Source organism: Nocardiopsis synnemataformans (genome assembly GCF_965343085.1).
In the GTDB taxonomy this organism is placed as follows: Bacteria; Actinomycetota; Actinomycetes; order Streptosporangiales; family Streptosporangiaceae; genus Nocardiopsis; species Nocardiopsis alborubida.
Genome location: NZ_CBDRFA010000071.1, coordinates 1 through 25,541 on the forward strand (window position 1 = coordinate 1; position 25,541 = coordinate 25,541).

Sequence of the window (25,541 nt, forward strand, 5' to 3'; positions counted from 1 at the left end):
CCCCCCCCCCCCCCCCCCCCCCCCCCCCCCCCCCCCCCCCCCCCCCCCCCCCCCGCCGTTCGGGAACGCCTCCCCGGGCGGCTCCGGACACGGCGGGCAGGGATCAGGGGCGCTCCGCGCCGCCGGGCGCGTCCGCGGCCAGCCACGCGTCCACGAGCCCGTGGATCAGGTCGGCGCGGGTGTCCCGGACCCCGGCGACGACGAGGGCGTACTCCCGCCCGCCCAGCTCCCGGCGCGCGCTCTCGCGGGCCCGCACCACGAGGGGCGTTGCGGTGTCGGCCATGCCGCGCAGCGCCTCGGCGCAGGCCAGCAGCCAGGCGCCGCGCCGCGGTTCCCGCCCGACGACCATCACCGCGAGGGTGTCCAGGACCTCCGCGCACACCGGGCCCAGGCCGTGGTCGGCCAGCCGCCACGCACGCCGGGCGTGCTCCCAGGCCTCCCCGGTGTCACCGGCCTTCCAGGCGACGGTGGTGTACAGGGTCCGCCAGCCCGCCTCCACGTAGACGGGGGAGAACCCGCCCAGGCCCTTGAGGTCCTCACCCGCCCTGTCCAGGACCTCGCGGGCCGCGTCCGGCTCCCCCGCGTCCCGCAGCCACTGGCCCTCGGCCAGGCGCAGCAGCACCATGTGCTCCTTCTCCACGGGCCGCTCGGAGCCGAGGAGCTCCCACAGGTCCTCGCGCGCGGCCTCCAGGTCGCCGAGGTCGGTGAGGACCTGGGCCCGGCGGACGCGGAACACCCAGGCCAGCGCTTCCAGCCCCGAGTCCTCGGCCCTGCGCACGCCGAGGGAGAGCAGGTCACGGCAGCGGTCGAGGTCCTCGAACCGGTACACGTCCACGACCTGGACGAGCGCCTGGCACTCGCCCCAGGTGTCGCCGCACGCGCGGAACTGCTCCAGAGCGGCGTTCGCGCGCTCCGTGGACCGTCCGACGCGCCCGTTGACCGCGTCGAACAGGGACAGCAGCAGTCCCACGAGGGCCCGCATCCACGGGTCGGGCTGGTCGGCCGCGGCGGCGAGGCGTTCGTGGGCGGCGCCGGTGGTTCCCTCCAGCAGCGCCCTGTACACCAGGCCGTAGACGAGCATGTGGTGCTCCTCGGCCCGCTGCCCGGCCTGTTCCAGGACGGCCTCGGCCTCGCGTATACGCTCCAGCACCGCCTCGTGGTCGATGGTCGTGTCGGCCCGCTGGAACAGGCAGCTGGCGTAGGCGGCGGCGCGTCCCTCGGGCACCCGGTCGCCGACCATGTCCAGGACGTCCACGGCCCACTGGTGGAGCTGGCGCCAGGAGCCGCACAGGGTCCAGTACCACTGGGTGCACTCGACCAGGTCCAGGGCCAGTCCGGCGTCGCGCCGCTCGACGGCCCAGCGTACGGCGGCGCCGCAGTTGTCGGCCTCGGCTGCCAGGCGGGCGAGCAGCTCCCCCTGGCGCGGGCCGCGCAGCAGCGGGTCGGCCCAGCGCCACAGGTCGCGGACGTGGCGGGCGTGGGCGTCACGGACGCGCTCCTCCTCCCCGCTGCGCGCCAGGCGTTCGACGGCGTAGGCGCGCACGGTCTCCAGCTGCCGGTAGCGGGGCGGGGTGTCGTCCCGGTCGGGGCTGTCGGCGACCACCAGGGACTTGTCGACCAGGGCGAACAGGACGGTCCACGCGTCGTGGCCGCCGATCTCCCCCTCGGTGCCGGGGTCGGCGCAGACCCGTTCGACGGCCTCCAGGGTGGCTCCCCCGGCGAAGATCGACAGGCGGCGCAGCAGGCGGCGCTCGGGTTCGTCGAGGAGGTCCCAGCTCCAGTCGACGACGGCGCGCAGGGTGCGGTGGCGCGGTAGCGCGGACCGGGCGCCCCCGGTGAGGAGCCGGAAGCGGTCGCGGAGCCGGTCGGCGAGCTGGGCGGTGCTCATGGAGCGCAGGCGCGCGGCGGCCAGCTCCAGGGCCAGCGGCAGGCCGTCCAGCTCCCGGACGACGCGGACGACGTGGGCGACGTTGTCGGGGGTGACGCGAAAGCCCGGGCTCGCGGCGGCGGCGCGTTCGGCGAACAGGATGACCGAGGAGCAGGCGGCGGCCCGGTCCGCGTTGGCGCCCTCGGGCGGCAGGTCCAGGGAGGGGACGGGCAGGAGCTGTTCGCCGGGCACGCCCAGGGGTTCGCGGGAGGTGGCCAGGATCCGCAGGCCGGGGCACCGGGCCAGCAGCGTCGCCACGGTGGGGGCGACCTCCTCGACGACGTGCTCGCAGTTGTCCAGGACGAGGAGGACGGGGCGGTCGCCGACGAAGGAGACCACCCGTTCCAGGAGCGGAACGAGCGCGGCGGGGGCCGTGGGAGCGGCGGAGCGCGCCTGGAGCACGGCGTGCTCGCGCAACTCCAGCGCGGAGGCCAGGGCCTGGGGGATGTCCACCGCCGTCCTGGAGGCGAGTTCGACGAACCAGCCGCCGCGGGAGAGCAGGGAGGGCGCCCGCACGGCCAGCGCGGAGGCGCTCTCGATCGCCAGGCGGGTCTTGCCCGCGCCGCCGGGGCCCAGCAGGGTGACCAGGCGCTCGCGGGTGAGCAGGTCGACGGCGGTGTCCACCTCGGTGTCGCGCGGCACGAAGCTGGTCAGGGTGGCGGGCAGGCGCAGGGGTGGGGGCGGAGCCGGGGGCGGGGCGGAGGGCTCGGCGGAGCGGGGCGCGTCGAGTTCGCCGCGCAGCAGCCTCAGGTGCAGGTCGCGCAGTTGGGGTGAGGGGTCCAGGCCCAGTTCGTCGGCCAGGTGGGAGCGGAAGCGCTCGTAGGCGGCCAGGGCGTCGGCGGTGCGGCCGGTGGCGGCCAGCGCGCGCACCAGGAGCGCGAGGGGACCCTCGCGGTGCGGTTCGCGTCGGCACAGGGCCTCCGCCTCGGGCAGGACCTCGGTGTACAGCCCCAGGTCGGCCAGGGCCCTCAGGCGGTCCTCCAGGGCCGCGCGGCGGGTCTCGGCCAGGCGCAGCGCGGTGTCCTCGGCCAGGCCGTGCGCGGTCAGGTCCGACAGGGCCGGTCCGCGCCATAAGGCGAGGGCCTCACCCAGGTCGCGGGCGGCGTCGGCGGCCCTCCCCCCGGCGAGCCCGGCCCGCCCCCGCCTGACCAGGGACTCGAACTCGGCCAGGTCCACCTGGCCGGGCTCGACCGCCAGCCGGTAGCCCGAGGCGTCCCCGTCGATGCGCGCGCCCTCCCCCAGCACGCGGCGCAGGCGGGAGACCAGGGCCTGGAGGGCGTTGCCCGCCGACGCGGGCGGACTCCCCGCCCAGACGGCGTCGGTGAGCTCGTCGTTGGCGATCCGCTGGCCGGGCCGGAGCAGGAGGAGGGTGAGCAGCGTGCGCAGGCGCGCGCCGCCGATGGCGACGGGCCGCCCGGACGCGTCGTGGACCGTCAGGGGCCCGAGGATGGAGAATCGCACCGACCCATGATCACCGATCGCACGGACGAACGCTCTCCGTTACGGCACCGCCCGCGTCCCGTTCTCGCCGGGCTGAAACCGGCGGGGCGCGGACGGGGGCGCGGGGGCGCGGTCGCGGGTGTCCGCGGCCCGTGGGGGACCGCACGGGCGTGGACGGGAGACCGAACGCCCGCCTGACCGCAGTAAGGTTCGCTGGGGAACGTGTCGTCGGCGCCCGCCCGCGGAGCCGCCCGTTCCCCGCCGGTCCGGCGCCGGGTCTCCTCAGCGCCGCGCCCGCGTCACCGAGATGCTCGCCTCCACGGCCCGAAAAGCAGGAGTCCCATTGTTCCCGGCCCTCCCCTTCCCCCGGACCACCGGTGCACCGCGTACGGCCCGCCCGTCCCCCGGTACGCGCGCGGGCGCGGTGGCGGCCGGGGCCGTCGTGGCCCTGACCACGGGCTGCGGGATCCTCTCCCCCGCGCAGAACGGCGACATGCCCGACGACATCAACGTCACCAGCCCGCTGATGCAGGAGGGCGAACCGCTTCCCGCGGCCTACTCCTGCGAGGGCGCGGCCGAGACCACCGCGGAGGATGAGGGCGACACGGGCGGCTCCGAGGACCCCGAGGAGGCCCAGCAGGCGTACTCGCCGCCGCTGAGCTGGTCGGGGCTTCCCGACGAGGCCGGGTCGATCGCGCTGGTGATGGACGACCCGCAGGTGGCGCAGGTGTTCTGGGTGGTCTACGACCTGGACCCGGAACTGGTCGAGCTGCGCCAGAACACCGTGCCGGCCGACGCCAAGCAGGGCCAGAACAGCATCGGCGGGTCCGCCTACGACCCGCCCTGCCCCGAGCCCGACGAGGCCTACGAGTACCGGTTCACCGTGTACGCCCTCCAGAGCCCGCTGGACCTGCCCGAGGGCGCGACGCTGAGCGCCTCCCTGGAGGCGATCGCGGAGCAGGCCGTCGCCCGCGGTTCGCTGGTCACACGCAGCGAGTGACATAGTTCACCGCGGGCGTTCCCTCCGGATCGGCCCCGGATGACCCGACGGATCCGGGGTCACGGTGATTCCTGGAGGAAGCTCCCGTCGCCCTCTGCACACGGAGCACGACAGCGCATACAGTGGGTCTGTGCCCCCGCCCCATTTCAGATGACCGATACTCGTCCACTCGCCGCGCGGCGCCCTGACCCGAAACCGCACCGGACCGCCTGCGTCCCCCCGCAAGCGCAGGTCGAACCCACCGGATCACCGCGGTCCCCGGAGGTCACCGCCTCCCCTCGACCGGCCTTCTCCTGGCCGGTCACCGGTGCGACCCGGGCGCGGCCGACCTCCCCAAGGTAGTGCGTACACCATGACCGTCACCGTCATCATCATCATCGCCGTCATCGTCGTGCTCGCCGTGCTCGTGCTCCTGCTGCTGGGCATGCGCGCGCTGAGCTCCGGCTCCCGCGAGGACGACTACGACGACGAGTACGAGAACGAGGACGCCGAGGGCGACGACCGCGACGAGGAGCGGCCGCGCGGCCGCGGCCGGGAGCGGGCCCGCGACCGGAGCCGGGGCCGCGACTCCGACCAGGACGAGGACGAGGACGACGGGGAACCTGAGCCGCGCGGACGCGGCCGCCGGTCCCGCCAGGGCGGCGGCGCCAGGGCGGAGCGGCGTCCCCGGGGCAGGCGCAAGCTCGACGCGGACTGGGACGACGATGACGACTCCCTCTCCGACAACGACTTCTGGTCGAGCCTGGGCGAGGACGGCCCGGCCCAGCGGCCCTCCGGGGCACGTGACGGGCGCGGGGACCGGGACTCCGCCGTCACCGTGACCGCGCACGAGTACGAGGACGACGACTACGACGACGGGTACGGGGACTACGAGGACGAGGAGGCGTCCGGGCCTCCCGGAGCCACCACGGTCCTGCCCGCCGCCGGAGGCCGCAGGAGCAGCGACCCCTCCGCGGACCTGGCCATGCTGGCCAGCCTGGGCCAGGGCAGCGCGCCCCAGCCGGTGGAGGACGAGGAGGAGCCGTCGCGGAGCCGGGGCCGCAGGCGGCGCGGGGCCGAACCGCCCGGTGAGGACGAGCGCGCCCTGCCGCCGGGGGCTCCGCCGCTTTCCGCGCTTCCCCCGGCGCGGGATGCCACACCCCCGCAGGGGGTTCCCCAGCCCTCCCAGCCCGCCGCACCGGCGGCCTCGGCCGCCGACGATCCCCTGGGCACCGGTTCGTGGTCGCCCCGCGCCTCCTCCTACTCACCCTCCCCGACCGATCCGCTGGGGTCCTCCGCCGGTGCGCGCGACCCGCTGGGCTCCTCGTCCGGTAACCGCGATCCGCTCGGGTCCTCCTCGGGACGCGACCCGCTCGGCGGGTCCGGCCCCGTCCCGTCCGTGGGAGACCCGTTCCAGGGCCGCTCTTCCTACGACAGCGGGTCGATGAGCCGCTCGGACTACCCGGGGACCGCCGGTGCGCGGGGCACGTCCCCCGGCGACCCGCTCGACCCGACGTTTCGGCCCCCGGCTCCGGCTCCGGCTCCGGCTCCGGCTCCGGACACCAGCACGAGTTCGCCGATATGGTCCAGCATGGACACCGGCGCGCACCAGCGCTCCGAGCTCGGCTTCGGCGGCGGGCAGGGCGGCGCGAGCGACCCCGCCGACCCCCTGACCGGCGGCTACCGGTCGCGGTCGGAGACGTCCCACGACACCGGAACCCACCACCGCTCCCCCTACGACACCGGAGCGCACCAGCGGTCCTCCTACGACACCGGCGCCCACAGCCACGCGGACTACGGCATGCCCGGCACCGGACGACCCGAGTTCGACACCGGCAACCACACCCGCCCCTCCTACGACACCGACTCCTTCAACCGCAACGACTACGACACCGGAACCCACCACCGCTCCCCCTACGACAGCGGGACGCACCAACGCTCCCCCTACGACACCGGCGCCCACAGCCACGCGGACTACGGCATGCCCGGCACCGGACGACCCGAGTTCGACACCGGCAACCACACCCGCCCCTCCTACGACACCGACTCCTTCAACCGCAACGACTACGACACCGGAACCCACCACCGCTCCCCCTACGACACCGGCGGCCACAGCCGTCCGGCCCAGCCGGACCCCAACCCCCCGCTGTGGGGCGGCCAGGAGGACGGCGGCGCCTTCGGGACCCCGGGCGTCCACGGCGTTCCCGGTATGACGGGCCTCCCTGGCGGAACCGGCGGTTCCGGAACCCCGGAGCCGCCGACGCCGTTCGGCCAGGGACCGGTCGGCCAGCCCGGCTACCCGTCCGCGTTCCCCGGTGAGGCTCCCGGGTACCCGCAGGGCCGCTACCCGACGGGCGGCTACCAGGTGGACCAGGTGCGCGGGGACGCCGTCGCGGGCTACGGCGAACAGCCCCCGTTCGGCTACCCGGCCGCGGGCACCGGCGGCTACCCCGGGAACCCGGGCGGCTACCCGCCCGGCGGCCAGCCCCAGCAACCGCGGCAGCCCGGCTACGGCGGTTTCCCGCCCGCGCGGGACTGGCAGTCCGGCGAGGAGGAGCGGCACCCCGGCGGACCGCAGGCACCGGGACCGTACCCGGCCGACTCCCGCGACCCGCATGGCCACGACCGCAACCGTTACGAGGGCGGGTACGAGGACGGCCGCTTCATCTGACCTTCCGGACACCCGCAACACGCGGTAACGACCCTTTCCGGGCCTCAGGCCGCACGAGAGGTACATCACTTCACACCCCGAGGCAGTGGGAGAGCCCACCACCTCGGGGTTTTCTCTGTCCGGATTTGTTCCCAGGCCATGTGAAGACAGGAAAATGGTTACCAAGCGAACAACAGACCGTAACACTCCGTGGCGGAAACTGGCTACAGTTGGTGATGACGAGGGCACCCTCAGGAACGCCCTCTCATCCCGCGTATCCACGCAGACCCCCCGATCCGGACACCGCAGTCCCCGTGCGCCCACGCATCACTTGCCTGGTCCAACCCGAACGGAGTAACCATGCGCAACGACGCCCAGGGAGTCACGCCCGAGAGGCCGCCCACGGCCTCACCCGGGCACCGTCCCGACCGCCACAGGGGGATCGCCGCCGACGTCGGCGCCTCACTGGTGGTCTTCCTGGTCGCCGTCCCCCTGTCCCTGGGGATCGCCGTCGCCTCCGGCGCCCCTCTCATCGCCGGGATCATCGCCGCCGTGGTCGGCGGGATCGTCGCCGGACTCGTCGGCGGGTCCGTGGTCCAGGTCAGCGGCCCCGCCGCCGGTCTGACCATCATCGTCGCCGACCTGATCATGACCTACGGCTGGCGGGTGACCTGCCTGATCACCCTGCTGGCCGGGCTGGTCCAGCTCGCCCTCGGCGCCTTCCGCATCGCCCGGGCGGCCCTGGCCGTCTCCCCCGCCGTGGTGCACGGCATGCTCGCCGGGGTCGGCGTCACCATCGCCCTGGCCCAGCTGCACGTGGTCCTGGGCGGCGAACCGCAGAGCTCGGCGATGGCCAACATCGCCGACCTGCCCCACCAGATCGCCAACAACCACACCCCGGCCGTCGCGGTCGGCGTCATCACCATCGCGATCATGTTCACCTGGAACAGGCTGCCCTCCCTCGGGCGGCTGCGGCCCGCCGTGGTGCCCGCCGCGCTGGTCGCCGTGGCCACCGCGACCCTCATCTCCACCACGAGCGGCTGGCAGGTGCAGACCGTCGCCCTGCCCGACTCCCTCGCCGACGCCTGGAACGGCCCGATGCTGCCCGAGGCCGGACAGTGGGACGGCATCGCCCTGAGCGTGGCCGCCGTGGCCATGGTCGCCAGCGTCGAGTCCCTGCTCGCCGCGATCGCCGTGGACCGCATGCACAGCGGCCGCCGGGTGATACTCAACCGCGAGCTGTGCGGCCAGGGCGCGGCCAACACCCTCAGCGGCGCCCTGGGCGGGCTGCCGGTGGCCGGTGTGATCGTGCGCAGCACCACCAACGTACGCGCCGGGGCGCGCAGCCCGCTCTCGACCATCCTGCACGGCGTGTGGATCCTGCTGTTCGTCGCCCTGTTCGCGCACGTGGTCGAGCTGATCCCGATGCCCGCGCTCGCGGCGCTGCTGGTGTTCATCGGCGTGCAGATGGTCTCGGTCGCCCACCTGCGCGACCTGCGCCGCCACCACGAGGCCAGCGTCTACCTGGTGACCCTGTTCGGCGTGGTGTTCCTGGGACTCCTGGAGGGCGTGTTCATCGGCTTCGGGCTGGCCATGATCGTCTCCCTGCGCAGGCTCACCAAGCTGACCGTGACCACCGAGGAGCGCGACGACCGGGTGCACATCACCGTGCACGGCTCGCTCACCTTCCTGGGCGTGCCCCGGCTGGCGCACGTGCTGCGCACCGTCCCCTCGGGATCCCGGGTCGACCTGGACCTGCACGTGGACTTCATGGACCACGCCGCCTTCGAGGCCATCCACGCCTGGCGGGTGGACCACGAGCGCACCGGCGGCAACGTCGACATCGACGAGGTGCACGAGAAGTGGTACACGCGCAGCTCCACGCGGTCGGCGCCGGCCGCCAAGACCGCGCCCGGCGGCCTGGCCCGCGGGTGGGCCCCCTGGGGGATGCGCGGTGACGGCGACCGCGGGGTGAACGCGCTGGGCCTGCTGGCGGCCGGTGCCCGCGAGTACCACGCCAGCACCACCGACCGGATGCGGTCGGTGATGAGCCGTCTGTCGCACGGCCAGAACCCGACCGCGCTGTTCGTCACCTGCGCCGACTCACGCGTGGTGCCCAACCTCATCACCGCGAGCGGACCCGGCGATCTGTTCACCGTGCGCAACCTCGGCAACCTGGTGCCGCCGCGCGACGCCCCCGACAACGGGTCGGTGGGAGCGGCGATCGAGTACGCGGTGAACGTGCTGCGGGTGCCCTCGATCGTGGTGTGCGGCCACTCCCACTGCGGCGCGATGCAGGCCCTGCTGGAGAAGGCCCACCTGGAGGCGGACGAGGCGGCGTCGCACATGCGCCGCTGGCTGTCCAACGGCTCGGAGAGCCTGGTGCGGGTGGGCGAGGAGTCGGGCGCCCTGGCGGGCCTGCCCACGTCGGAGGCGCTGCGCCGCCTGGCGCAGGCCAACGTGGAGGCGCAGATCGGCAACCTCATGAGCTACCCGGTGGTGCGCGAACGGGCGGAGGCGGGCGAGCTGACACTGACGGGGATGTACTACGACCTGGAGACGGCGAGGGTGCACCTTCTGGACGCCGAGACGGGGGAGTTCGCCCCCGTGCGGGGCGTCCAGGACGTGAACGACCCCGTGCCCCACACGAGGCCGGATGCGGACCACGGGGATCAGCTGGTGGAGGAGTCCTCGTCGGGCGCGTCGTCGCGTCCGTCCTGCTGAACGCCTGAGGCCTGGTAGGAGGCGAGCAGGACGATCACCACGATGGCCAGGACCGGCAGACCGAAGAGAGCCACCCAGAAGGCGGTGGAGTCGAACAAGAGTCACCCATTCCCGTGAACGCGGATGCCCGCTGGGCCCGACCCCGGATGTCGGCCCACGGGCGTACGCGCTCCGGAGCTCGCCCGGGATAGGGAGCGCAGGGGCCAATCTATCGGTGTGCACGGGCACGGGGCCATCACCGGCGGGCTGTAGGACTGTACCCGTGCGCCGGGAGCGGTCCCCGGTCCTGTCCGAGGAGGGCCGTGTCCGGACGGGCGCGGCCCCCGGCACGCCGCTCGGGGCCCCCACCCGCCGGAACGCCACGGGTGGGACCGCACCGTCCCGGCTCATACGGGGGCCGGGCACGGGGAACCAACCTGCTCCTGCGGTCCGGTTGACCTCTGGGAGCAAACGGAGAGCGAACACGGCCGTCTCCCCCGCGCGGAGCGCCTGCTCAGGGAGGTGTGTGAGGGGAGTCGGCCGGTAAGCCGGATTCTGTCGGTTCCGAGGAACCGGGCGGCCATCCATCTGGGACCGCCGTTGCCGACGGCCTCGGTGCGGTCTACCCGCGGACTCGGGCGGGCCGCCCTCGAACATCCGCGCGGGAACCCGGAGGTTCCCTTTTTGACCTTGCTCCGGGTGGGGTTTACCGAGCCGACCGGATCACTCCGGCCGCTGGTGGTCTCTTACACCACCGTTTCACCCTTACCACCGCGAGCGGTGGCGGTCTGCTTTCTGTGGCACTGTCCCGCGGGTCACCCCGGGTCGGTGTTACCGACCACCCTGCCCTGTGGAGTCCGGACTTTCCTCGAACACGCGCACCAGGCGCGGTCCGCGGCCGCCTGGCCGACTCCCCTCGCCGCCCATTCTACGCCCGCCGCAGCGACCCCGTTCCTCCTCGAACCCTCACACCAGATGGGCGGTGTCGTTGAGGGAGCGCACCACCATGGGACCGTCGGCGAACACGTCCACCTCGGTCAGGCACGCGGTGTCCAGGTGCATCCGGTACAGCGCCTCCACCGGGGCGAGCAGGGCCTGCTGCACCACCGCCTTGATGGGGGTCACGTGGGTGACCACCAGGACGGTGCGCCCCCGGTGCCGCTCGACCAGGGCCCGGCGGGCGGCGGCCACCCTGCGGGAGGCCGCGGCGAAGCTCTCCCCGCCGGGCGGCGCCGTCTCCGGATCGGCCAGCCACCGGTCCACCTCGGCCGGGGCCTGCGCCCGCGCCTCGGCGAACGTCATCCCCTCCCAGGCCCCGAAGTCGGTCTCGACGAACCCCTCGTCGATCTCCACCGGCAGCCCGAGCGCCTCGGCGGCGTGGGCCGCGGTGTCCCTGGTGCGCCGCAGCGGCGAGGACACCACCGCGCCGAACGGCCGCGGGGCCAGGCGGCACGCGGCCGCCTTGGCCTGCGCGTGCCCGTCCTCGGTCAGCGGGATGTCGCCCCGGCCCGCGAAACGGCGCTCCACCGACAGCGGCGTCTGCCCGTGCCGCAGCAGGACGAGCCGGGTCGGTGCGGTGTCGGGCGGCGCCCCCCAGCCGGTGCTCACCGCTCGGTCCGGCCGCCCAGACCCGACTCCTCGGTGCGGACCAGGATGCGGCGGCAGTCCTCGCAGCGCACGACCTCGTCGGCGGCCTGGGCGCGGATCTCGTTGAGTTCGACGGTGCTCAGCGCGAGCTTGCAGCCTCCGCAGCGGCCGTAGCGCAGCGGCGCCGCGCCCACGCCGTCGTACTGGGCGCGCATCTTGTCGTAGAGGGCGAGCAGGTCGGCGGGGATCTCCTCGGCCACGCGCTCACGGTCCTGGGTGGCCCGGGTGCGGTCCCACTGGATTCCGGCGGCGGCGGTGTCTCGGCGGGCCACCATCTCGGTGTACTCGGCCACGACGCGCTCGCGCTCGGCGGTCAGGCGGGCCACCTCGGCGTTGAGCTCCTCGGCGCGCTCCATCACCTCCAGGACGATCTCCTCCAGCTCGGCCTGGCGGCGGCCCAGAGAGGTGATCTCCGACTGGAGGTTCTGTAGTTCCTTGGCGTTGGTGATCTGCCCGGACTCCAGGCGCGTGGCGTCCCGGTCGGCGCGCGTGCGCACCTGGTCGACGTCGCTCTCGGCCTTGCGCTGCTGGCGTTCGACGTCGGATACCCCGGTCTGGGCGGTGATCAGCTCGCTGTCGATCTGGTCCACCCGCTCCTTGAGCCGGGCCGCCTCGGCGACCTCGGGCAGGGTACGCGCGCGGTGGTCCAGGCGCTGGAGGTCGGTGTCCAGGTCCTGGAGGGTGAGGAGTCTGGCCTGTGCGGCGGGTTCGGCTTTCACGTGTGACGTCTCCTGTGATGGCTGGGGAAGGCGAGTACGCCGCCCGCGCTCTACTCTGTCCAGTTTGGTCGGCGACCCTGCGGGGCCTGTGGGCTCTCTCAGACGTGTGAGACGGCCTGTGACCAGGCGTCCGTGACCGTCGTCGAGACACGGACCTCCACGTTAGCCCCATCCGGGCCACCCGCGCGCCCGAGTGCGTCGACCAGGTGGCGCGCACCGTCGGCCAGCCAGGGCCACTCGCTGGCGAAGTGGGCGGTGTCGACCAGGGCGGGACCGCCCGGGTTCTCCACGAACTCCGAGGCGGGGTGGTGGCGCAGATCGGAGGTGACGAACACGTCCACGTCGGCGGCCCGGGCCGCGCCGAGCAGGGAGTCCCCGGCTCCCCCGGACACCGCGACCGTGCTCACGAGGCGGTCCACGTCCCCCGCCACACGGATCCCGGCGGCGGTGGCGGGCAGCCCGCGGGCCACCTGCTCGGCGAACTCGCGCAGGAGCACCGGCCGTTCCAGGGCACCGATCCGGCCGATGCCGCGGCGCCCCTCGGGGTCGGTGGCGTCGGGGTCCAGGGGCCGCAGCGGCCCGGTGAGACCGACCGCGCGGGCCAGCGCGTCGGACACCCCGGGTGAGGCGGTGTCGGCGTTGGTGTGCGCGGTGTACAGGGCGGTCCCCGACCGGATGAGCCGGTGCACGATCCGTCCCTTGGGGGTGTTGGCGGCCACGCTGGTGACACCGCGCAGCATCAGCGGGTGGTGGGTGATGACCAGGTCGGCGCCCCAGTTCAGAGCCTCGTCAACGACCGCGTCGACCGGGTCGACGGCGAACAGGACCCGCGCGACCGGCTGCGCGGGATCGCCCGCCACCAGCCCGACCGCGTCCCAGGAGGCGGCCCACGCGGGCGGATAGACCCGCTCGAAGGCGGCGGTCACGTCGGACAGGGTCAGGTGCGCGGAATCGGTGTTCACGGCCCCGACCCTAGCGCTCCTCCGGCCGGTCGTGGTTCACAGCCGACCGTGGTTCACAGCCGGTCGTGGTTCACGGAAGGGCCAGGCGCGCGCCGATCCCCCGCAGGCGTTCGACGACCTCGGGCGGGGCCTCCAGGGCGCAGGGGACGCCGAGGGCCAAGGCCGCCGCCGTGTACTGGCACACCAGGTCGAGGGAGTCGGCGCTGATCCGGATCCGGCAGCGGTGACCGTCCAGCGGCTCGACCCGGCCGGGCAGGGGGCCGTGGAAGCGGGTGTGGAAGGCCTCGGCGGGCATCTCCAGGGTGAGGTGCGCGGTGTGGCTGTAGACGCCCGCGGCGAAGAGGCGGGTGAGGAAGGCCGCAGGGTCGGGCGCGGGCAGCGGCCTCGGCTCGAACCGCCGGTGGGTGGGCCGCGGGCCGCTGACGCGGTCCACCCGGAAGGTGCGCCAGTCGGCGCGGTCGGTGTCGTGCGCGATCAGGTACCAGTGCCCGCCGTGGGAGACCAGGTGGTGCGGCTCGACCCGGCGTTCGCGGGCGTTGCCCTCCCGGTCGCGGTAGTCGAAGTCGGTGACGGCGAGGTCGCGGCAGGAGGAGGCCAGCACCCCCAGGACGGAGGGGTCCACACCGGGGACGTCGGGGTGGGGCACCGCGCTGGTGGCGCCGCCCACGGCGGCCAGCCGCGGGCGCAGGCGGGCGGGCAGGACGCGTTCGAGCTTGGCCAGGGCGCGCAGCGCGCTGTCCTGGACCCCGGTGACGGTGACCAGGCCCAGGGCGATCGCGACGGCCTCCTCGTCGTCCAGCAGCAGCGGGGGCAGGTCCCTTCCGGAGGCCAGGCGGTAGCCGCCCGCCACTCCGGGCCTGCCCTCCACCTGGTAGTCGAGCCCGCGCAGCCGTTCGACGTCGCGGCGCAGGGTGCGGGCGCTGACGCCGAGCCGCTCGGTGAGCTCCGCGCCGCTCCACTCGCGCCGGACCTGGAGCAGCGACAGCAGCCGCAGCAGCCGCTGTGGCATCTCCCCGCGTACGGATTCGCCCATGGACGCAGACTGCCAGAGATCGCGGCCATGTTGTGACCGCATGGGTTCCTACGGTGGCCGACATGGACGAGACCACGAGCGCCAAGAGCGCCAAGAGCACGACGAGCGACACGGACACGCTGGGGGACCTGGCCGGACGGGTGAGCGGGCCGGTGCACGCGCCCGGGACCGACGCCTACGACGAGGCCCGCACCGGAATGCAGCTGCTGGACCGACACCGGCCCGACGCCGTGGTGGAGGCGGTCGACGCCCAGGACGTGCGCGCCGCCGTGGCCTGGGCCTCGGAGCGGGGACTGCGGGTGTCGGCACAGCTCACCGGGCACGGACTCGGCGCGGGCATGGTGGGTGGCGTCCTCGTCGTCACCCGCCGCCTGAACGGAGTGCGGGTGGACCCCGGCCGGAGCACGGCGTGGGTGGAGGCCGGGGCCACCTGGCGGACGGTGACCGACGCGGCAGCCGAGCACGGACTGGCGCCCCTGTCGGGCAGCTCACCGGGGGTGGGCGCGGTCTCCTACACGCTCGGCGGCGGCGTGGGGCTGCTGGCCCGCCGGTACGGGTTCGCCGCCGACCACGTGCGGCGCGTGGACCTGGTCACCGCTGGCGGCCGCCTGCGGCAGATCACCAAGGACAGCGACCCGGACCTGTTCTGGGCGGTGCGCGGCGGCGGCGCGGGCGCGTTCGGCGTGGTCACCGGCATGGAGATCGACCTGTTCCCGGTCGCGCGGATCTACGGCGGAAGCCTGCTCCTGGACGCCGGAACCGAACCGGGCGCACTGGAGGCCTGGCGGCGGTGGGCCGAGACGGTGCCCGAGGAGATGACCTCGGGGACCTCCGTGATGGTCTACCCGGATGTGGAGGGCGTGCCCGAGCCGATGCGCGGGCGCCAGGTGGCCCAGGTGTCGGTGGCCTGGTCGGGCCCCGTGGAAGAGGGAGCGAAGGCGGTGGAGCCGCTGCGCTCGGCCGCCCCTGTGCTGGCGGACACCCTGCGCGAACTGCCCTACGGCGAGTCGGGCGCGGTCTTCGACGAGCACCACGACCAGGCGGGTTTCCGCGGCCGCAGCGTGCTGGTGGACCGGCTGGACGGGGAGGCGCTGGCCGAGCTGGCCCGGATGACGGGCGAGGCGCCGTTCTTCTGCGTGGTCTGGCTGCGCCACCTGGGCGGGGCGCTGGCCCGGGAGCCACGGGTGGCCAACGCGGTCGGGCACCGAGGCGCCGCCTACGCGCTGACGGTCCTGACCTTCGCCGAGGCCGAGGACACCGAGGGGATGCGCGACCTGCGCGAGCGGGCCGCGGCGCTGTTCGAGCCGCACGCGGTGGGCCGCTCGTTCACACTGGGCTTCGGGCCGATGGACGAGGCCGAGGTCCGCGAGACCTTCGACGAGCGCGACCACGCGCGGCTCGCCCGGGTCAAGGCCGAATACGACCCGCACGCGATGTTCCACTCCAACCGCCCGATCCCGCCCGGGGGCTGGTGACCGGGGCGGAACCCGCACCGGACCCGCCGTCGGGAGCGGTGAGCGCTCCCGACGGCTCCGGCCGCGCGGTGCCGCGGACCCGCGGAGCGGAGACGGACGGCTCCGGTACGCCCAGCCGTCGCGGCCGGACGGGGCGGCGACCGCCCTCGCCGCCCCGTCCCGAGTGGGCGGACCGGTGTGAGCACCGGCACGGACCCGCTGCTCCGACCGGCCCCTAAGCTTGTTGGGCTATGGAGAAGAGTGAGCAGCAGCGGCCCCCGTCCCCGGTCGGCGCACACGTCCCGGTCGCGGGCGGCATGGCCGACAAGGGCCTGGCCTACGCCGAGGAGATCGGTGCCGAGACCGTCCAGGTCTTCGTGTCCAACCCGCGCGGGTGGGCTACCAACGGGGGCGACCCCGCGCAGGACGCGCGGATGCGCGAGCGCACCGACCTGCCCGTGTTCGTGCACGCCCCGTACCTGATCAACCTGGGCACCCCCAGCGAGGAGACCGCCGAGAAGTCGGTGCGCTCCCTGGAGCACGCGCTGCGCCGGTCGTCCCAGATCGACGCGCTGGGCGTGGTCGTGCACACCGGCTCGGCCGTCTCCGGCGGACGCGAGGTCGGCCTGTCGCGCACCCGCGAACGGCTGATGCCGCTGCTGGAGAGGCTGGGCGAGGACGTGCCGCCGGTGCTGCTGGAGCCGATGGCCGGCCAGGGCCAGGTACTGTGCGCGACCATCGACGACCTGGCCGCCTACCTGGAGGTGCTGGAGTGGCACCCGCGCGTGGGCGTGTGCCTGGACACCGCGCACATGTTCGCCGCCGGACACGACATCTCCACGGTGGAGGGCATGCGCGCGGCCCTGGACCGCTTCGGCGAGGCGGTCGGCGCCGACCGGCTGAAGATCGTGCACTGCAACGACTCCAAGGCCGCCTGCGGCAGCTGCAAGGACCGGCACGAGAACATCGGCGCCGGGCACATCGGCGCGGAGCCGTTCGGTGAGCTGTTCCGCCACCCGGTGAGCGCCGGGGTGCCGCTGATCCTGGAGACCCCCGGCCCGGCCGGCCCGCACACCGCCGACGTGGCCGCGCTCAAGAAGCTGCGTGAGGCCTGACCACCGCCGGAGCGGTCAGGCCTCCTCGGCGGTCCTGTCCGACCTGCCCTCGGCCTCGGGCAGGATCGGGAAGACGGCGGTGTCCACCTGGACGGAGTCGGTGTCGGGGTGGCTCTCGGGGGTCCGCCCCTGGAAGCGCCTCCCCCAGGAGCGGAGGAAGTCGTTGAGCGCGTCGGCGAACTCGGCCGCCTCCTCCGGGGTCATCCGGGCGTGGCTCGTGGAGTCGTTGGCGGCGTCCTTCCAGCGCCGTACCGCGGGCAGGTCCGGGCTGTCACGGACCAGCGCGGTCCAGTCCGCGAACCGTTTCTGCTTCTGCTGGTAGAGACGGCCGAGGACGGTTCGGGCAGCGACCCGGGTCTCGGGGTTGCTGAGGAACTCGTGCCCCGACATGCTCCAGCCGCCGGGCCGCAACCGCCACCAGCGCTCGCGTCCGCCCGTGCGCCCGGGTTCGTTGTCGATGAACCCGTAACGCGACAGCTGGCGCAGGTGGTAGCTGGTGGCGCCGCTGCTCTCCCCCAGGCGCTGGCCCAGGATGGTGGCGGTGGCCGGGCCGTTGAGCCTGAGCTCGTCCAGCAGGCGGGCGCGCAGGGGGTGGGCCAGGCCCCGCAGGGCCTGGGCGCTGACCCGCATCTGCTCATGGGAGTCGGAGGGGACGTCGGCGTCGTCGTCGGTCATGGACCTCACCGTACTGGGAGAACCTCTTCGCAAACAGTGCGCTGCAAAGGTCTCTTTGCGGCATGGACGGAGGTGCGACGGAACCCGGGACGGGATCAGCGGCCGCCAGCGGCGGACGCGGTGGCCTCGTCGGACAGTCGCGCGCACTCGGCGACGGCCCTGCGGAAGACCAGCGGCGTGACCACCATGATCAGCCCGCCGACCAGGAAGGGCAGGGCGAGGTCGACCCGGCCCAGCAGACCGCCGAGCAGCGCGCCGACCGGTGACAGTCCCCAGCCGACCATGCGGAAGGCGGCGGCCGCCCGACCGCGCAGGTGGGAGGGGACCACGGCCTGGAAGAACAGGGAACCGGACACGTTGGTCACCGTCATGCACAGACCCAGCACGCCCCAGGCGAGGGCGGCGCCCCAGACGTTGGGCACCAGGCCCACCGCCAACAGGCACGCCCCCATCCCCAGGTAGCCGCCCATCATGGCCGTCCTGCGGCCGAGGCCAGCGACGAGCCGGGAGGCCAGCACCGCCCCCAGGACGCCTCCGACCGCGATCGACGCCAGGAAGAGCCCGTACAGGGCCGCGGGAACGCCCAGCACGTCCTGGGCGTAGAGGACCAGCACCGAGGTGGCCATCTGGATGCCGATCATCATTCCGGCGTTGTTGAACGCCAGGCCCCGTGTCAGTGGCTGTCCGAAGACGTAGGCGAAGCCCTCCCGCAAGGAGCGCAGCACGTCCCGGCCGGACTCCGCGCCCTCACCGCTCTCCGTGGCGTCGGTGGGCTCGGCCGGGTCGGGAACGCGCCGCAGCATGAGGGCGACGGTCACCACGAGCACGGCGCACAGGGCGTAGGACAGAGCCGTCCCGGCCACGGGCAGGGCGGCGGCGACCGCGAAGAGCACACCGGCGACGGGGGTGGCCACACAGTCCTGGGCGACCAGGCGACCGCCCTCCAGCCTGCTGTTGGCGCGGTCCAGCAGGCGGCCGGGCACGATCCGCGACACGGTGATCCGGGTGACGGGGTCGGTGACCGTCTCGCAGCAGACCACCACGAAGATCGTGACGTACAGGGCCCAGAGGGTGGCGCCTCCGGTGGCGATCAGCACGGCCAGGGCGGTGACGGCGACCGCGGCGACCGTACTGGAGACCGTCATGGCACGGAGGCGGTCGACCCGGTCCAGCAGCACGCCCGAGAACGGCGCGACGAGCAGCCAGGGCAGGAACCGCGCCGCCACCAGGCCGGAGACGGCGAGCGGGTCGTGGGTCAGGGTGGCGGCGATGAGCGGCAGCGCGGTGGCGAGCATGCCGTCGCCGAGGTTGGTGAGGGCGCCGGCCGCCCAGAAGCGGTGGAAGGTCCCGCCGAGGCGGTCGGTGCTCGGCGGTGGGGCGGGACGGGGGACAGCGGCTGTCATGCGGTTCCTCCAGGGCTCGGAATACCCCCCACCGTAAGCCAAAGGTTTCTTTGCAAAGATAAGCATGCAAACTTTTCTTTGTCATACTTTCCGGGGCCGTCCGCTCACGCAGAGGAGCCCGGAGGAAGGCCGCCGTCCCCCCGCGTCCACAGGCGCGTCATAGGCGACAATGGGGAGGACGCCCCAGGAACGGGGCGGGCCCCGGCTCAAGGAATGAGGTGTCGCCGGATGGATCCGGTCTCCATGGTCTTCGGAGCCACCATCGCTCTCGGCGGGTTCCTGTTCGGCCGCCTACTGACCAAACGCCAGACGCGGGAGGCGCTCGACCAGCAGCGCAGGCAGGAACAGGCCAGAGCCCTGGGCTCACCGCAGAACCCCCAGCCCCTCTGCGGCTGCGGCCACCACCTGGTCTTCCACGACCAGCAGACCAAGAGGTGCCAGACCCAGGTGGTCATCCCCGGCCGCTGGACCGGACAGGCCAGCTCCACCTACCGCCAGTGCATGTGCCAGGGCTACCGGGGTCCCCTCCCCCTCGACGAGTACTACGCCCCCGACTACCTCAACGAGACCGACGGCTGACCCGGCACGGGCGCGTCCCGTGCCCGTCGGCGGGAGTCACGGCGCGGTTGTCCACAGGCGGTGACGGGGGCTGGCGCCGACCGGCCCCTTCCGCTTTCCTGGAAGCGGGGAACCCGGGCGCCGCCACCCCCGGGTTCCCTCACCCCGACCGTCTCCGACCGCCTCCCCTCGCCTCCGACCGCAGAGACCGGCCCCGCGCACGGGGACCGCTCCGCCCCGTTCTTTGCGAAGCCGCCCCGCCGAAGACCCCGCGTCGCGTCCGCCGCTCCCCGCGCGGGAGCCAGCGTGAGAGCGCGTGCGAGAGCACCGCCACAGTGCGCGAACCTGGGACACGGGGCCAACGGGATGACAATGTCCTTCCCCGCCACCAGAATGTCCCCGCACCGAACAGCCAGAGAGTGGACGTTTAACCAGTGACGACGCCTGTGACACCCACGATCGACCAGCGCATCGCCGAGGAACTCGGAGTGGGCGCGCACCAGGTCACCGCCACCGTCGGCCTGCTTGACAGCGGATCGACCGTGCCCTTCATCGCCCGCTACCGCAAGGAGGTCACCGGCGCGCTGGACGACGCCCAGCTGCGCGCCCTGGAGGAGCGCCTGCGCTACCTGCGTGAACTGGCCGAACGCCGGACCGCGATCCTGGAGTCGATCCGCTCCCAGGGCAAGCTGGACGAGGCGCTGGAGGCCAGCATCCACGCGGCCGACTCCAAGGCCCGCCTGGAGGACATCTACCTTCCCTACAAGCCCAAACGGCGCACCAAGGCCCAGATCGCCCGCGAGGCGGGGCTCGAACCGCTGGCCGAGGGACTGCTGGCCGACCCCACCCAGGACCCCCAGGAGGTGGCCGCGGCCTACGTCGACCCCGACAGGGAGGTGGCCGACGTCAAGGCAGCCCTGGACGGGGCCCGCGCCATCCTGGTGGAGCGCTTCGTCGAGGACGCCGACCTCACCGGCGTCCTGCGCGAGCGGCTGTGGGAGAGGGGCCGCCTGGGCTCGACCGTGCGCGAGGGCAAGGAGGAGGCGGGCGCCAAGTTCGCCGACTACTTCGCGTTCTCCGAGCCGCTCACCGAGCTGCCCTCCCACCGCGTGCTGGCCATGTACCGGGGCGAGAAGGAGGAGGTCCTCACCCTCACCCTGGAGCCGGAGGACGCCCCGGCCGAGAACCCCGACGGCACCACGCCCCGCAGCACCTACGAGAACGCCATCGCCCACCACTTCGGGATCGTGGACCGCGGCCGCCCCGCCGACCGCTGGCTCCAGGACACCGTGCGCTGGGGCTGGCGCACCCGCATCCTGGTGCGGCTGGACATCGACGTGCGCATGCGGCTGTGGCAGCGGGCCGAGGACGACGGCGTGAACGTGTTCGCCGCCAACCTGCGCGACCTGCTGCTGGCGGCCCCCGCCGGAAGCCGCGCCACCCTGGGCCTGGACCCGGGCCTGCGCACCGGCGTCAAGGTCGCGGTCACCGACGCCACCGGCAAGGTCGTGGCCACCGACACGGTGTTCCCGCACGCGCCCCGCCGCGACTGGGACGGCGCCATCCACGGCCTGGCCAGGCTGTGCGCCGCCCACGGCGTGGAACTGGTCGCGATCGGCAACGGCACCGCCTCCCGCGAGACCGACAAGCTCGCCGCCGACCTGATCAAGCTCCACCCCGAGCTCAAGCTCACCAAGGTGATGGTGTCGGAGGCGGGCGCGTCGGTGTACTCGGCCTCGGCCTACGCCTCCGAGGAGCTGCCGGACCTGGACGTGTCGCTGCGCGGCGCCGCCTCCATCGCCCGCCGCCTCCAGGACCCGCTGGCCGAGCTGGTCAAGATCGACCCCAAGTCGATCGGGGTCGGCCAGTACCAGCACGACCTGGCCGAGACCAAGCTGTCGCGCTCCCTGGACGCGGTCGTCGAGGACTGCGTGAACGGCGTGGGCGTGGACGTCAACACCGCGTCGGTGCCGCTGCTGACCCGGGTGTCGGGCGTGACCTCCACCCTGGCGCGCAACATCGTCGCGCACCGCGACGCCAACGGCCCCTTCCGCACCCGCGAGGCGCTGCGCTCGGTGCCGCGCCTGGGCCCGAAGGCCTTCGAACAGTGCGCGGGCTTCCTGCGCGTGCCCGGCGGCGACGACCCGCTGGACGCCTCGGCGGTGCACCCGGAGGCCTACCCGGTGGTACGGCGCATCCTGGACCGGGTGGGGGCCGACCTGCCGTCGCTGATCGGCAACAAGGACCTGCTGTCGCGGGTGCGCCCCCAGGAGTTCGTGGACGACACCTTCGGCCTGCCCACGGTCACCGACATCCTCGCCGAGCTGGACAAGCCCGGCCGGGACCCGCGCCCCGCCTTCACCACCGCCACCTTCAAGGAGGGCGTGGAGAAGCTCCAGGACCTGGCCCCGGGCATGCTCCTGGAGGGCGTGGTCACCAACGTGGCGGCGTTCGGCGCGTTCGTGGACGTGGGCGTGCACCAGGACGGCCTGGTGCACGTGTCGGCGCTGTCGTACAAGTTCGTGGAGGACCCGCGCGACGTGGTCAAGCCGGGCGACATCGTGAAGGTCAAGGTCCAGGACGTCGACATCCCGCGCAAGCGCATCTCCCTGACCATGCGCCTGGACGACGAGGCCCCCGCACGGGGCGGCCGCGAGGAGCGCGGCGGCAACGGCGACCGCGGCGGCAACGACCGCCGCCGGGGCAACGGCGGCGGTGGCGGCGGCGGTCGTCGGAGCAACGGCAACGGCGGCGGTAACGGACGCGGCCGGGACAACCGTGAGGGCGCCACCCCGCAGGGCGCGATGGCCGAGGCGCTGCGCCGCGCCGGTCTGGGCAAGTAGCCCCCCGCGGACCCGGGTCCCGGCGGTGACGCACCGCCGGGACCCTCAAAGCCGCAGGCCGGTCCCCGCCCGGCTCAGACGCAGTCCCGCGGGATCACCGAGGTGTAGATCTTCGTGGCCACGCGCCTCGTGCCCTCGTAGGCGTCGAGCGTCGCGTGCAGGTGGAAGTCGGTCGCCGTGGACGTGAGCACCGTGTGGGTCCTGGTCCGCACGGACCAGTCGCCGCGGGCGAAGCCCATCGTCCACACCGCCTCGCCCCGGACCGAGCCGGGGTCGTCGCCGACCCGGCTGTAGCACTCCTGCGCGCGGCGGGTCACCTCCAGGCCGATGCCGTCGAAGCGCACCGTCCCCAGGTCCTTGACCACGTCCAGCGCGGCCCCGTAGCGCACGAGGTCCTGGGTCAGGTCCCACCGCTCCTCGCCCGGAACGATCCGGGTCGTCTCGATCGGGGCGGTGCCCTCGGGCTCGCCGAAGGACGCCACCTCCCGCCCGTCGCCGCCTTCGACCGGACGCACCGGAAGCAGTACGCGGGTGTGCTCCCCCTGGAACAGGGAGAGGGTCACCGGCTCGGGCGAGGGCCACACGAGCGGCCAGTAGGAGGTGGAGACCGAGATCCGCACCCGGTGCCCGGCCGGGAAGGCCTGGGCCACACCGTTGAGGGGGACCGACACGCGGTACCTGCGCCCGGGCACGAGCTTGCGCGGCCTCTCGTGGCCGCTGGCGTGGGTGAGGTTGAGCAGCCCGTAGGTCACCCGCGTGGCCTGCCCCTTGGGCGTGACGTCGCACAGCCGCACCGCGACCATCGCGTCGGGCCGGTCCACGGCCAGTTCGAGCTCGACCACCGCGGAGCCCAGGATCTCCAACCGCTGGGGAAGCGGCACACTGTCGAAGACGATCGACCCGCCGTCGTCCTCGCGCTGGTCGTAGGGCAGGTCCGGAGGAGCGTTGTACGAACACCACTTGCCCGCGTGCTGTCCGGTGGACAGCGGGGAGGACAGGGTCAGGACGTCCTCCCTCCCCGAGGGCTCCCCCTCCGCGAGCACGCGGCCCGCACCCAGGTCGCGCGGTACCAACACGACGTCGGGCGAGGGCCACTCCCGCTCACCGACCCAGCGCCCCGGCCGCGCCTCGTAGGCGGTGGAGGGCGCCACGCTCTCCTGCATCCAGGCCCGCAGGACGGGTGCGTCCATCACGTCGTTGTCCACGCCCTTGAGCCAGCGGTCCCACCAGCGCACCATCTCCTGGAGGAAGCCGATGGCGGGGCCGGGCTGGCCCAGGTGCGGGTACTTGTGCGACCAGGGGCCCAGCAGCCCCAAACGGGGAACGCTCAGCCCCGCCAGCAGCCGGAAGACCGAGTTGGAGTAACCGTCCGCCCAGCCGCTGACGGCCATGACGGGCACCTCGATCGCGTCCAGGTCCTCGGCCACCGAACCGTGCCTCCAGTACGCGTCCCGGTGCTGGTGGCGCAGCCAGGTGTCGAGCCACAGGCCGCTGTGCTCCAGCCGCTCGTGCCACATGTCGCGCCAGCGCTCACCGACCAGGGCCGGGTCGGGCGGGCAGGAGTTGTAGGCGAACATCGTGGAGGCCCAGGACAGGTTGTCCCCCAGCAGGCACCCGCCCATGTAGTGCACGTCGTCGGAGTAGCGGTCGTCGGTGGAGCAGGCCGTCACGATCGCCCGCAGGCTCTCCGGCCGCCGCGCGGCGACCTGGAGGGCGTTGAACCCGCCCCAGGAGATGCCCATCATGCCGGTGCGGCCGTCACACCAGGGCTGGTCGGCGAGCCAGGCGAGCACCTCCTCGGCGTCCAGGAGCTCGCGTTCCAGGTACTCGTCGGTGAGCACCCCCTCGGAGTCGCCGCTGCCGCGCAGGTCCACGCGGACGCACGCGTACCCGTGCCCGGCCATGTAGGGGTGGTGCACCGAGTCGCGCTGCGCGGTCAGGTCGCGCCTGCGGTACGGGATGAACTCCAGGACCGCCGGCACCGGGGCCCCCTCGCTCCCCGCCGGACGCCAGATCCGCGCGGCGAGCCGGACTCCGTCACTGATCGGGATCAGGACGTACTCGTCCTCGCGGATCTCGTGGGGCAGGTCACTGACGGTCCTCATCACCGGATCCCCTCGTGTCGGGCCTCGTCGTCGGTGTCACGGATCGTGAAGGGCAGCTCCGCCACGCAGGCCCGGTACCTGCGCTCGCACTCCGCGCTGTCCCCGGCGCCCACGAACACGTGGGCCAGCTCGAAACTGTAGCTGTCCTGGATGGGCAGGTCGGAGAGCCGCTGGCCCTGGCGCGCGACGATCTCCACCTTCGTCCCCGGCGCCGTCTTCTCCGCGCGCGCGACGTCCTCGGCGGTGGGCACCGCCGCGACGAAGCCGTCGCGGAAGCGGCGTATGAACCACTTGGCGGCCACCGCGTACCGCCCGTCGCGTTCCAGCTCGGGCTCCTCCCCCAACGCGACCCTCAGGCAGATCTCGTGGTTGGACACCCCCCGCACGAGCTCGAACAGCCGGGCGTGCGACTGGGAGTGGCGCGGATTGATCTCCAGGAGCCTGACGGCGCCGCTCCGCGGGTCGTGGAAGTACTCGATGTTGAAGGTGACGTCGTCCAGGCCGACCCGGGAGACCACGCGCTCGGACAGCTCGGTCAGGCGGGCGCCGACCGCTTCGGACACCGTGGACGGGTACTCGTAGCGCAGGAAGCTCGACGTGCCCGGATAGCGGTGGGAGTCGACGATCCCGTAGACGTGGGGAACACCGTCACGGACGTAGCCCTCGACGGTCAGCTGGTCACCCGTGGCCTCCTCCTCGGCCAGCGCGGCCGTGCCCCCGCACCCGGCGACCTCCGGAGGGAGTCTCAGCAGGTCCATCACCCACTGGAAGGACGCGCCGAGGCGTCCGGCGCCCGCCCTGATCCTGTCCATCGCCGCACGGAACTCGTCGTCGTCGGCTGCGCGGAAGGCCAGTTCGGAGGAGAACGACTTCACCGGCTTGACCCACAGCGGATAGGACAGCCCCTCCGGTTTGACCGTGGCGTCGAGGCCGACCTCGGCGAACCGGGGGACGGCCTCGGGGATGACGGCGCGCTGTTCCAGACGGCTCCAGTACTTGTGCTCGCACCGGATGACGGCCTCCAGGGGCGCGCACGACAGCCCTCGCTCCCGGCAGAGCAGCGGCACCAGTGAGCTGACCGGGAAGTCCCAGAACCCGATGACCGCGTCGACCCTGCCCTCGAAGGAGTCCAGCCTCTCGGCCGCCAGGGCGAGGACTCCAGGCACGTCCACCTCCCGGTGCTGGCCGATCTCGTCGAGGTCGAGCAGCTGGAGGAAACGGTAGCCGCGGTCGGCGGGCAGCGAGAGCAGGACCTCCCGGTTCTGGTCGTCGAGTCCCAGGACGAAGACGTTCGTGGTCATCGCGCACCTCCGGCGGGGTGGTGTCAG

The 25,541-nt window shown here is 73.6% G+C and carries 17 protein-coding genes and 1 other RNA gene; 7 read left to right on the forward strand and 11 right to left on the reverse strand.

Annotated features, from left to right (window positions below; all coding sequences use genetic code 11):
• Positions 1–103: 103 nt before the first annotated feature.
• Positions 104–3,388, reverse strand: coding sequence for an AfsR/SARP family transcriptional regulator (locus ACSIH6_RS30530; RefSeq protein ID WP_435111796.1), 3,285 nt, complete (start codon positions 3,386–3,388; stop codon positions 104–106).
• Positions 3,389–3,710: 322 nt separating this feature from the next.
• Here ACSIH6_RS30530 and ACSIH6_RS30535 point away from each other — a divergent pair, with 322 nt between their 5' ends.
• From ACSIH6_RS30535 to ACSIH6_RS30545, 3 genes are all read left to right on the forward strand, one after another.
• Complete coding sequence (locus ACSIH6_RS30535) at positions 3,711–4,367, forward strand: YbhB/YbcL family Raf kinase inhibitor-like protein (RefSeq protein ID WP_435111797.1); 657 nt, start codon at positions 3,711–3,713, stop codon at positions 4,365–4,367.
• Between the two features lie 352 nt (positions 4,368–4,719).
• Positions 4,720–7,017 carry a hypothetical protein gene (locus ACSIH6_RS30540; RefSeq protein ID WP_435111798.1) on the forward strand — a complete coding sequence of 766 codons (2,298 nt, stop codon included), beginning with the start codon at positions 4,720–4,722 and terminating at the stop codon, positions 7,015–7,017.
• A gap of 339 nt (positions 7,018–7,356) precedes the next feature.
• Entirely contained in the window at positions 7,357–9,720 is a 2,364-nt protein-coding gene (locus ACSIH6_RS30545; RefSeq protein ID WP_435111799.1) for a SulP family inorganic anion transporter, read from the forward strand.
• On the opposite strand, the gene ACSIH6_RS30550 is transcribed toward ACSIH6_RS30545, so the two are convergent.
• From ACSIH6_RS30550 to ACSIH6_RS30575, 6 genes are all read right to left on the reverse strand, one after another.
• Positions 9,669–9,818 carry a hypothetical protein gene (locus ACSIH6_RS30550; protein WP_017567933.1) on the reverse strand — a complete coding sequence of 50 codons (150 nt, stop codon included), beginning with the start codon at positions 9,816–9,818 and terminating at the stop codon, positions 9,669–9,671. The two genes, ACSIH6_RS30545 and ACSIH6_RS30550, sit on opposite strands and share 52 nt — an antisense overlap.
• A gap of 409 nt (positions 9,819–10,227) precedes the next feature.
• Positions 10,228–10,613, reverse strand: an RNA gene (gene rnpB / locus ACSIH6_RS30555) — RNase P RNA component class A.
• Positions 10,614–10,665: 52 nt separating this feature from the next.
• Positions 10,666–11,307 carry a histidine phosphatase family protein gene (locus ACSIH6_RS30560; protein WP_435111800.1) on the reverse strand — a complete coding sequence of 214 codons (642 nt, stop codon included), beginning with the start codon at positions 11,305–11,307 and terminating at the stop codon, positions 10,666–10,668.
• Positions 11,304–12,065: a zinc ribbon domain-containing protein gene (locus tag ACSIH6_RS30565; protein WP_435111801.1), complete on the reverse strand. Its 762-nt coding sequence runs from the start codon at positions 12,063–12,065 to the stop codon at positions 11,304–11,306. Before ACSIH6_RS30565 ends, ACSIH6_RS30560 begins: the two co-directional genes overlap by 4 nt.
• Before the next feature lie 98 nt (positions 12,066–12,163).
• Positions 12,164–13,027, reverse strand: coding sequence for a Nif3-like dinuclear metal center hexameric protein (locus ACSIH6_RS30570; RefSeq protein WP_435111802.1), 864 nt, complete (start codon positions 13,025–13,027; stop codon positions 12,164–12,166).
• Positions 13,028–13,097: 70 nt separating this feature from the next.
• Positions 13,098–14,060, reverse strand: a complete 963-nt coding sequence (locus tag ACSIH6_RS30575; RefSeq protein ID WP_435111803.1) for a helix-turn-helix transcriptional regulator — start codon at positions 14,058–14,060, stop codon at positions 13,098–13,100.
• A 62-nt stretch (positions 14,061–14,122) separates the two neighbouring features.
• Between ACSIH6_RS30575 and ACSIH6_RS30580 the strand changes: the two genes are divergently transcribed.
• Positions 14,123–15,535 (forward strand): FAD-binding oxidoreductase, encoded by a 1,413-nt coding sequence (locus ACSIH6_RS30580; protein ID WP_435111804.1) that lies wholly within the window; start codon positions 14,123–14,125, stop codon positions 15,533–15,535.
• 230 nt (positions 15,536–15,765) lie between these two features.
• The gene (locus ACSIH6_RS30585) at positions 15,766–16,629 is read left to right on the forward strand and encodes a deoxyribonuclease IV (protein ID WP_435111805.1); all 864 of its coding nucleotides are present in this window, start codon (positions 15,766–15,768) and stop codon (positions 16,627–16,629) included.
• A 15-nt stretch (positions 16,630–16,644) separates the two neighbouring features.
• On the opposite strand, the gene ACSIH6_RS30590 is transcribed toward ACSIH6_RS30585, so the two are convergent.
• Together ACSIH6_RS30590 and ACSIH6_RS30595 are read right to left on the reverse strand one after the other, a co-directional pair.
• Positions 16,645–17,304: a helix-turn-helix domain-containing protein gene (locus ACSIH6_RS30590; RefSeq protein WP_435111806.1), complete on the reverse strand. Its 660-nt coding sequence runs from the start codon at positions 17,302–17,304 to the stop codon at positions 16,645–16,647.
• Between the two features lie 95 nt (positions 17,305–17,399).
• Positions 17,400–18,707: an MFS transporter gene (locus ACSIH6_RS30595; protein ID WP_435111807.1), complete on the reverse strand. Its 1,308-nt coding sequence runs from the start codon at positions 18,705–18,707 to the stop codon at positions 17,400–17,402.
• Between the two features lie 228 nt (positions 18,708–18,935).
• On the opposite strand from ACSIH6_RS30595, the gene ACSIH6_RS30600 reads away from it, so the two are divergent.
• Together ACSIH6_RS30600 and ACSIH6_RS30605 are read left to right on the forward strand one after the other, a co-directional pair.
• Positions 18,936–19,286 carry a hypothetical protein gene (locus ACSIH6_RS30600; protein ID WP_017567946.1) on the forward strand — a complete coding sequence of 117 codons (351 nt, stop codon included), beginning with the start codon at positions 18,936–18,938 and terminating at the stop codon, positions 19,284–19,286.
• A 413-nt stretch (positions 19,287–19,699) separates the two neighbouring features.
• Complete coding sequence (locus ACSIH6_RS30605; protein WP_435111808.1) at positions 19,700–22,108, forward strand: Tex family protein; 2,409 nt, start codon at positions 19,700–19,702, stop codon at positions 22,106–22,108.
• A gap of 74 nt (positions 22,109–22,182) precedes the next feature.
• Here the strand turns inward: ACSIH6_RS30605 and ACSIH6_RS30610 are convergent, their stop codons facing one another.
• Together ACSIH6_RS30610 and ACSIH6_RS30615 are read right to left on the reverse strand one after the other, a co-directional pair.
• On the reverse strand, positions 22,183–24,213 hold the full coding sequence (locus tag ACSIH6_RS30610; RefSeq protein ID WP_435111809.1) for a CocE/NonD family hydrolase: 2,031 nt from the start codon (positions 24,211–24,213) through the stop codon (positions 22,183–22,185).
• Positions 24,213–25,514, reverse strand: a complete 1,302-nt coding sequence (locus tag ACSIH6_RS30615; RefSeq protein ID WP_435111810.1) for an ATP-grasp domain-containing protein — start codon at positions 25,512–25,514, stop codon at positions 24,213–24,215. The genes ACSIH6_RS30610 and ACSIH6_RS30615 overlap by 1 nt, the downstream gene beginning before the upstream one ends.
• Positions 25,515–25,541: the final 27 nt, after the last annotated feature.